Source organism: Streptomyces toxytricini (assembly GCF_014649915.1).
Classification (GTDB): Bacteria; Actinomycetota; Actinomycetes; order Streptomycetales; family Streptomycetaceae; genus Streptomyces; species Streptomyces toxytricini.
On sequence record NZ_BMTY01000035.1, the window covers coordinates 38858 to 46666 of the forward strand.

Annotated in this window: 8 protein-coding genes; 6 read left to right on the plus strand and 2 right to left on the minus strand. The window is 75.8% G+C overall.

Features of this window, described 5'->3' with window-relative positions; genetic code table 11:
- The first annotated feature begins 48 nt into the window (after positions 1-48).
- The 3 genes from IE170_RS31295 to IE170_RS31305 all read left to right on the plus strand — a co-directional run bounded on the left by IE170_RS31295 (position 49) and on the right by IE170_RS31305 (position 2327).
- Entirely contained in the window at positions 49-1293 is a 1245-nt protein-coding gene (locus tag IE170_RS31295; RefSeq protein WP_189812854.1) for a cytochrome P450 family protein, read from the plus strand.
- Positions 1294-1386: 93 nt separating this feature from the next.
- Positions 1387-1719 (plus strand): GYD domain-containing protein, encoded by a 333-nt coding sequence (locus IE170_RS31300; protein WP_189812855.1) that lies wholly within the window; start codon positions 1387-1389, stop codon positions 1717-1719.
- Positions 1720-1829: 110 nt separating this feature from the next.
- Positions 1830-2327 (plus strand): TspO/MBR family protein, encoded by a 498-nt coding sequence (locus IE170_RS31305; protein ID WP_189812856.1) that lies wholly within the window; start codon positions 1830-1832, stop codon positions 2325-2327.
- On the opposite strand, the gene IE170_RS31310 is transcribed toward IE170_RS31305, so the two are convergent.
- Both IE170_RS31310 and IE170_RS31315 read right to left on the minus strand, forming a co-directional pair.
- Positions 2317-2796 (minus strand): rho GDP-dissociation inhibitor, encoded by a 480-nt coding sequence (locus IE170_RS31310; RefSeq protein ID WP_189812857.1) that lies wholly within the window; start codon positions 2794-2796, stop codon positions 2317-2319. The genes IE170_RS31305 and IE170_RS31310 overlap by 11 nt on opposite strands.
- A 77-nt stretch (positions 2797-2873) precedes the next feature.
- A complete protein-coding gene (locus IE170_RS31315) occupies positions 2874-3437 on the minus strand; it encodes a hemerythrin domain-containing protein (protein WP_189812858.1) in 564 nt (187 codons plus the stop codon).
- 219 nt (positions 3438-3656) lie between these two features.
- Here IE170_RS31315 and IE170_RS31320 point away from each other — a divergent pair, with 219 nt between their 5' ends.
- From IE170_RS31320 to IE170_RS31330, 3 genes are all read left to right on the plus strand, one after another.
- The gene (locus IE170_RS31320) at positions 3657-4238 is read left to right on the plus strand and encodes a hypothetical protein (RefSeq protein WP_189812859.1); all 582 of its coding nucleotides are present in this window, start codon (positions 3657-3659) and stop codon (positions 4236-4238) included.
- Positions 4239-4379: 141 nt separating this feature from the next.
- Positions 4380-4691, plus strand: coding sequence for a trypco2 family protein (locus IE170_RS31325; protein WP_189812860.1), 312 nt, complete (start codon positions 4380-4382; stop codon positions 4689-4691).
- Between the two features lie 28 nt (positions 4692-4719).
- A complete protein-coding gene (locus IE170_RS31330; RefSeq protein ID WP_189812861.1) occupies positions 4720-7677 on the plus strand; it encodes a trypsin-like peptidase domain-containing protein in 2958 nt (985 codons plus the stop codon).
- The last annotated feature ends 132 nt before the right edge of the window (positions 7678-7809 follow it).

A 7809-nucleotide genomic window follows, 5' to 3' on the forward strand; every position in this document is an offset into this window, starting at 1 on the left:
AGGACATGATTCGTGCGACGCGAGGACGACGACCGCCCGGGAGGCATCGTGAGTGACCGGCCCGTCCTGCTGCCCTACGCCGACCCCGCCTTCGTGGCGAACCCGTTCCCGCTCTACCGGCAGCTGCGCGAGGAGGGCCCGGTCCGCCGCGCCGTCATCGCCGGCGGCCTCGAAGCCTGGCTCGTCACCCGTTACGAGGACGGACTGGCGGCCCTGTCCGACTCCCGCCTCAGCAGCGACGTCCGCGACGCCGCCGACGCCCGCCTCCAGCAGCAGCTGCCCGCCACCGAACGCGAGTCGCTGCTCGGCACCATGCTCCGCAGCGACCCGCCCGACCACACCCGGCTGCGCCGCCTGGTCTCCAAGGCGTTCACCGCCCGCCGCGTCGCCGGCATGCGGCCGCGCATCCAGGCGATCACCGACGACCTGCTCGACGCCGTCGTCCCGGCCGGCCGCGCCGACCTCGTCGCCGACTTCGCGCTGCCGCTGCCCGTCACGGTGATCAGCGAGCTGCTCGGCGTACCGGTGGACGACCGCCACGACTTCCAGCACTGGACCGACCGCATGATCATGCGGGGTGCGGAGCCCCCGGACCCGGCCGCCGTCGAGGAGGCCTGGCGGCACATGCACGGCTACGTCACCGGCCTCGTCCAGGCCAAGCGGGCACACCCCGTCGACGACCTGCTGAGCGCCCTCGTCACCGCCCGGGACGAGGACCGGCAGCTGACGGAGCCCGAGCTCACCGCCATGGTGTTCCTGCTGCTCGCCGCCGGCTACATCACGACCGTCAACCTGATCGCCGGCGGCATCGCCACCCTGCTCGACCACCCCGACCAGCTGGACCTGCTCCGCGCCGACCCAGGGCTGCTGCCGGGCGCCGTCGAGGAGTTCCTCCGCTACGACGGCCCGGTCAGCCCCGGCATCGCCCGCTTCGCCCGAGAGGACGTCGAGATCGCGGGCGTGGCGATCCCCCGCGGCGCGACCGTGCTGATCGCCTCGGCCATCGCCGACCGCGACCCGGCCCGGTTCCCCGACCCCGAGCGCCTCGACATCACCCGGAAGGACAACGCCCACCTGGCCTTCGGGCACGGCATCCACTACTGCCTGGGCGCACCGCTCGCCCGGCTGGAGGGCCAGATCGCCATCGGCACGGCCCTGCGCCGGCTCCCCGGCCTCGCCCTCGCCGTCCCCCGCGCCGAACTCCGCTGGCGTCCCGGCGGGCTGCGCGGCCCCCAGGCCCTTCCCGTCACCTTCACCCCGGGGGAGAAGGCCGACCCCGCGCCCCTCGGCTGAACCGGCCCGGCCGTCCGGGTGGTCCGCGGGCCGCATCCGACGCCTCCCCGCCCCGCGCGGGCAGCGTGGTGGGAAACGGAGGAGAGGGACGCGATGCCGCTCTACCTGTCGAGGTTCAGCTACACACCGCAGACGTGGGCGAGGCTGACGGAGCACCCCGAGGACCGCGCGCAGGCCGCCCGCACGTACATCGAGTCCGTCGGCGGGAAGCTCCACGGCTTCTGGTACGCCTTCGGCACGCACGACGGCTACAACCTGTGGGAGGCCCCGGACAACGTGTCCATGGCCGCGGTCGCGCTGGCGATCAGCGGGGGAGGGGCGCTCGGCTCGTTCGAGACGACCGTCCTGCTGACCGTCGACGAAACACTGGACGCCCTGCGCAGGGCCGGGCAGATCGGCTACCGGGCCCCCGGCGCCGAGGGCTGAGCTGCGGCGGCCCGGCGCCCCCGCCGCGGGTCCGCCCGCCGTGCATCCGCCGGCCGGCCGTAAGCCGAAGGGAAGGATGTACCGGGCCGCCGAACGGACAGGAGCCGGGCATGGACACCGCCGGAGCACGCGCCGCAGCCAGGCGCCCCCTGCCGCTGCTGCTCGCCCTGCTCGCCGCGGCCTACGGCGTCGCCGCCCTCGGCGCCCTGGCCGGCAGCGGCTCACGCGAGGTCTACGCCTCGCTCCGGCTGCCCGCCTGGGCGCCGCCCGGCTGGCTGTTCGGACCCGTGTGGACCGTCCTCTACGCCACCATCGCCGTCGCTGCCTGGCTCGTCGTCCGCCGGGGCCACCCCGAGCTGCGGCGCCCGGCGCTCCTGTGGTGGTCCGCCCAGCTGCTGCTGAACCTCGCCTGGACGCCCCTGTTCTTCGCCGCAGGCCGCTACGGACTCGCGCTCGCCGAGATCTGCCTGCTCCTGGCGGCGGTGGCCGCGACGATCGCAGTGTTCGCAAAGGCCTACCGGCCGGCCGCGCTGCTCCTCGTCCCGTACGCGCTGTGGGTGGCCTATGCGACCGCCCTCAACGCCTCCATCTGGCTCCTCAACCGCTGACCGCCCCGCCGGGCAGCCGCGCGCCGCCGTCCGCCGAGCCGGGCAGCAGCACCGCGGCGGAGTGCGGGGAGACGCGGTAGCGCCGGTACGCGCTGGCCAGCAGCCGGCCGCGGCGGTCGGTGAAGGTGCCGCGAACCTCGTACGCGCCGCAGGACGCATGGCCCGACGGCAGCCGCTCCGGGCGCAGGCGGATCTCGTAAGGGCCGCCCGCCCGGAAGCTCCCGAGGTGCGTCTCGCAGGGGAGGCCGGGTACGCCCTCCCGGCTGCGGACCTCGGTGTACGTGAGCCCGTCGACGTCCCGGCCCAGGCGGAAGACCAGCGACAGCGTGACGACACCGCCCTCGGGCAGGTCGAGGGGCTCGAGGGTGTCGGAGTGCTGCGCAACACGGATTCGGACGGACGCGCCCTCCTCCTGGAGGAGCACCATGTCCACGAGTTCGAAGTCGGCGGCGCCGGGTCGGCCGTTCATGGCCGGCACCTGCCCGGCGGCCGGTGCCGGAAACCCCGGACCGCCCGCCGGGCGGACCCCCGTGCCGCCCCGGCCGCTCAGGTGTCCTTGCCCCGGCCGCTCATCATGTCGCGGAGCCGGTCCACGAGGCCCACGCCCGGGGCGAGCAGCTTGTTCGCCGGCGGCTGGTCCGGGGCCGCCGGGTGCGGCCGGGTCGGCGCCGTCTTCTTCGCCTGGCGGACCTTGTCGCCCAGTTCGTGGAGCGTCTCCGCCGAGCAGGCGGCGCGCAGCCGGGGGAAGAGGTTCGCCTCCTCGTCCGCGACGTGCTCGCGGATCTCCGCCATCAGCTGCCGCACCAGCCCGTCGAACCGCGGGTCGTCGGCGTCGCAGCCCTCCAGCTCCTTCATGGTCCGCTCGGCGGCAGCGTGCTCCTCCAGCTCCTTGTCGGCGAGTGCGCCGCCGGACGGGACGTGCTCGCGGACCGCCGGGTACAGGTAGGCCTCCTCCGCCACCGAGTGGCGCACCAGCTCGATCGTGACCCGGTCGACCAGGTCCTTGCGCCGGGGGTGCCCCGACGGCAGCTCCTCGATGTTGGTGAAGAGCTCGGCCACCTCCTCGTGGTCGGTGGTCAGCTCGGCGATCACGTCCCCGCCGTGTCCCATGTGGCTCCTCCTCCGTACGGGCGGCCGAGCCGGTCGCGGCCGCGGCCACCAGTGAAAGCCGCCCCGGGACGCCCGGACGCCATTGCGCCGGGCGGGCGTGTGTCGCGCCGCCGTGTGACCGACGCCACCCTCCGACCAGTGATTTCTCCCATTCCGGTCCGGTTGTCCGGGCCGCTATGGTCGTCGTTCCCCCCTCCTCCGGCACCCGGATGGCCCCCTGTGTCCACGACGTCCAGCCTCGCCCCGGTGATCACCGCCACCGCGCAGTGGCTCACCCGCGCCTATCCCGCTTCGGGCGGCGCCCTCCAGCTCGCCCTCGCCGAGGCGCAGGCCCTCCAGGCCGCGACCGTCGCCGCGTGGCTGCGCTACCCGACCCGGATGGACGCGGAGCTGGCGGCCCTCACCGGGGCCCGCGGGTCCGGCTCCCTGGACTGGGCGGCCGGCGCGGACGACGGCCTGCCGCTCCCGGGCCCCTACGACGGCGCGCACGACGCCGACCCGGTCGCCCCCGCCCCCGTCGAGGACGCGGAGGCGTGGCGCAGCTGGGTCGACGAGGCGGTCGCCAGCTGGGCGGCCTGCCTCCTGGCCCGCCCCGACCTGGCGTCGGCCGCGGTGGACGCCCTCGCCGGCACCGAGCACGCCGGGGCGGTACCCGTCGGCTTCCGCCGGCTGACCAGCCCCACGGAGGGCGACGTCGCCGCCGCCGCACTCCTGCGCCACCCCGACCTCCTGGAACCGGTCGCCCGGCTGTACCGGGACGGGCTGCTGGAACGCCTCGGCCGCCGCCCCGCCGAAGCCTGACCACGGCCACGCCGGCCTTCCCTCCCCGCTCTCCGCGCCGCCCCTCCACGACTCCGGCCCGCGCGTGCCGATCATGAGCGATGATGTTGCCTGCACAGACAGGAAGTTGACGGAGCAGCAGCAGTTGGGGGGCCACCAGCAGTGGACGACGCAGTCGAATTGGCGGACATGATCGCGCAGTTGCGCGCGGAGCTGAGTCGTGCCATGACGGCCGGAGACGACTCCGACCTGCGGTTCCGCGCCGAACAAGTGGAGTTGGAACTGACCGTCGGCATAGAGCGCACCAACGAGCCGGGCGTCAAGGTCCGCTTCTGGGTGTTCGACGCCGGCGTGGCCGCCAAGCGGTCGTCGACCGTCACCCAGCGCCTCACGCTGACGCTCCAGCCGGTGCACACCGACCTGCCGGACGAGCCGGCGCTGATCTCCGGCGCCGAACTGACCGGTGAGGACTGACGGGACGGCCGCGGCGCCCGGGGGAGCAATGGGCAGCGGCGGGCTGGACCCGCACCGCATCGCCGAGGTCATCGTCGCCACCGCGGCCGGCAACCGCCGCGGATCCGGCTACCGCGTCGCGCACGCCGTCGTCCTGACCGCCCTGCACGTCGTGGCGGGAGCCTCCGGCGTACGCGTGCGCTTCGACGCCGACCGGCCCGGCCAATGGGCGGCGCCGGCGCGGCTGGCCTGGTCCGACCCGGAGACCGACGTGGCCGTGCTGGAGTTCGCCCCGCCGCCCGGCGCCCCGCCGGTCGGCCCGGCGCCGTTCGGGCGGATCGGCGACGAGCGGCACGCCGTCATCGACGTCCACGCGGCGGGCTTCCCCCTGTGGAAGCGCCGCCGCGGCCCCGACGGCCGGCAGTTCCGCGAACTCCACCAGGCGGACGGCACCGTGGCGGCCCTGTCGAACCTTCGGACGGGCACCCTGGAGGTCACCGTGCCGGTGGCCGCCGCCGACCCCGACCCACAGGTCTCCCCCTGGTCCGGCATGTCGGGCGCCGCGCTGTGGGCCGGCTCCCGCATCGTCGGAGTCGTCGCCGAACACCACCGCTGGGAGGGCCTGGGCAGGCTGACCGCCGCCCGCATCGACCACACCCTGCGCCGCGTGGACGCACCCCACCGCGACCGCCTCGCCCGACTCCTCGGCATCGGCGCGCCGTTGGCGCTCCCGGACGCGGCGGCCGGCGCGGTCCCCGGCTCCGGCGCCCCGCCGGCCGCCCGGACCGTCAAGGTCGTCGGCCTGCCCGTCGCCCACGGCCTGGAACTCTTCAAGGACCGCGACGAGGTCCGCGCCCGCATAGGCCGGCACCTCGCCGACCCCGCGATCCGCATGGTCACCGTCACCGGCCGCCGCGGCATGGGCAAGAGCGCCGTCGCCGCGAAGGTCGTCGCCATGCTGGAGCAGGGAGACTGGCCCGGCGGCACCGCAGCGGTGTCCCCCGCGGCGATCGTCAACGTCAGCACCCGCACCGGCGGGCTCTCCCTGGAGCGGCTGTACTTCGACTGCGCCCGCGCCATGCCCCCCGCCCGCGAGGCCCGCCTGCGGGAGGTGTGGGCGGCGAACCACCCAGTCCCGGACAGGATAGGAGAGCTGTTCGCCGCGATGGGCGAGGACCTGTTCGTCGTCCTGGTGGACAACCTCGAGGACCTGCTCCAGGACGACGGCACGCCCGACGACCGCGAACTCGCCGTGTTCTTCGACTGCCTCTTCCGGGCCCGGCGCGCCCCCCGCCTCCTCGTCACCTCGCAGATCCCCCTCCGGCTGCCCCCCGAACTGCGCCGCTTCACCGCCGAGGTCGAACTCTCCGAAGGGCTGCCGGCCGCCGAATCCGTCGCCCTGCTCCGCGAACTCGACCAGGACGGCGCCCTCGGCCTCGCCCGGCTGTCCGACGCGCAGCTCCTCAAGGCGGCTCTGCGCGTCCACGGGGTGCCACGCGCCCTGGAGCTCCTCGTCGGCGCCATGGCCGACGACATCCTCGAACTGCCCACCCTCCAAGAGGTCCTGGAGGACTTCACCCTCCGCGGGGACGTCGTCGCCGGTCTCGCCCAGGACCGGCACCGCCGCCTCGGCGAGGACGCCCGCACGGTCCTCGGCGTCCTCGCCGTACTGCGCACGCCCGTTTCCCGGGAAGCCGTCGAGTGGATCGCCGGAGGCCTCCTGCCCGGCCTCGACACGCCCCGCGTCATGGCACAGCTCCTCCGGATGCGCATGCTCTCGGCCGACCGGGCCACACGCACCTATGCGCTGCACCCCCTGGACGCCGACCTCGCGTACGGGGCCCTGCCGGCCGGCGGCCCGCTGGGAAGGCAGGCCCTGGAGCGGCGCGCCGCCGACTGGTACGCCAGGACCGCCCCGCCCCCCGCCGACTGGCGCGACCTGGACGACGTACAGGCCCACCGCCGCGAGTTCGGCCACCGGCTGCGCGCCGGCGACGCCGACCGGGCGGCGCTCGTCCTCGGCGCGATCGGCCCCTGGATGACCCGGCACGGATCGGCACTCGCCGTCATCTCGATGCACCTGACCCTGGAGGGAAAGTTGACCGACGACCCCGCACGCCTCGCCCACCTCATCAGCCACGGGCATGCCCGGCTGAGCGCAGGCCCCCTGAGCCAAGCCGTCGACCTCTTCACGGAGGCGGCCGGCCTGGCCGAGCGCCTCGGCGACCGCACAGCGCTCCAGGACGCCGTGTTCTGCCTGGGCGACGCCCACCGCCAGCTCGGCCGCCTCGACCACGCGGCCGGCCCGCTCGCCCGGGCCGCGGACCTGGCACGCGACAACGGCGACACCGAGGCCGAGGCGCACGCCGTGCTCAGCCTCAGCCTCGCCCACACCACCCTCGGCGACGGCGAGGCGGCGTTGGCCGGAGCGGACCGCCTCAGCGGCATCGCCGCCGACACGCAGGACCCCCTCACCGCCGCCCGCGCATGGAACGCCCGCTTCACCGCCCTGCTGGCCCTCGGCCGCTGGGAGGAGACCGTCACCGCCGGCGAGCAGGCCGTACGCGCCTACGCCGAAGCCGGGGTCCGGGAGGCCACCGACTACGCGCTCAACGCCCAGGGCGTCGCCCGCCTCGCCCTCGGCCGCCCGGACGAGGCGGCCGCCTCGCTGGAGGCGGCGCTCGCCGCCGCGTCCGCCATGGAGAACCCGCGCACCGAGGGCGTCTGCCTCTACAACCTGGCCTGGACGCACTGGACCCGGGGCCGGTTCGAGGAGGCCGCGGCGACCGCGGAGCGCGCCGGGGCCTCGCTGCAGCGGGCCGGCGCCGCCGAGGCGGGGGCCGGCGGCGCACTCGCCGACGCGGCCCGCGCCCGGGCGGCCGGTGACCCGGAGGCTGCGGCGGACGCCCTTGACCGGGCCGCCGCGCAAACCGGCCGCAACGTCGAGATGGTCCGCCCGGCCTGGCTCACCGAGGAGGCGCGGACCCTGCGCACGGCCGCATCCTGACCGCCCCCGGCGGCCCGGCCCTGGCACGCCGGCCCCGGAACGCCGGGGCCCGGCCGCCGGGGTCAGCCGGGCTGCCGGGGTCAGCCGGGCTGCCGGGGTCAGCCGGGCTGCCGGGGTCAGCCGGGCTGCCGG

What these genes read in the sequence shown, in the direction of transcription:
- IE170_RS31310 (WP_189812857.1), bottom strand. Translation starts at nt 2,796, where the DNA reads ATGAACGGCCGACCCGGCGCCGCCGACTTCGAACTCGTGGACATGGTG.
- IE170_RS31300 (WP_189812855.1), top strand. Translation starts at nt 1,387, where the DNA reads ATGCCGCTCTACCTGTCGAGGTTCAGCTACACACCGCAGACGTGGGCG.
- IE170_RS31305 (WP_189812856.1), top strand. Translation starts at nt 1,830, where the DNA reads ATGGACACCGCCGGAGCACGCGCCGCAGCCAGGCGCCCCCTGCCGCTG.
- IE170_RS31330 (WP_189812861.1), top strand. Translation starts at nt 4,720, where the DNA reads ATGGGCAGCGGCGGGCTGGACCCGCACCGCATCGCCGAGGTCATCGTC.
- IE170_RS31315 (WP_189812858.1), bottom strand. Translation starts at nt 3,437, where the DNA reads ATGGGACACGGCGGGGACGTGATCGCCGAGCTGACCACCGACCACGAG.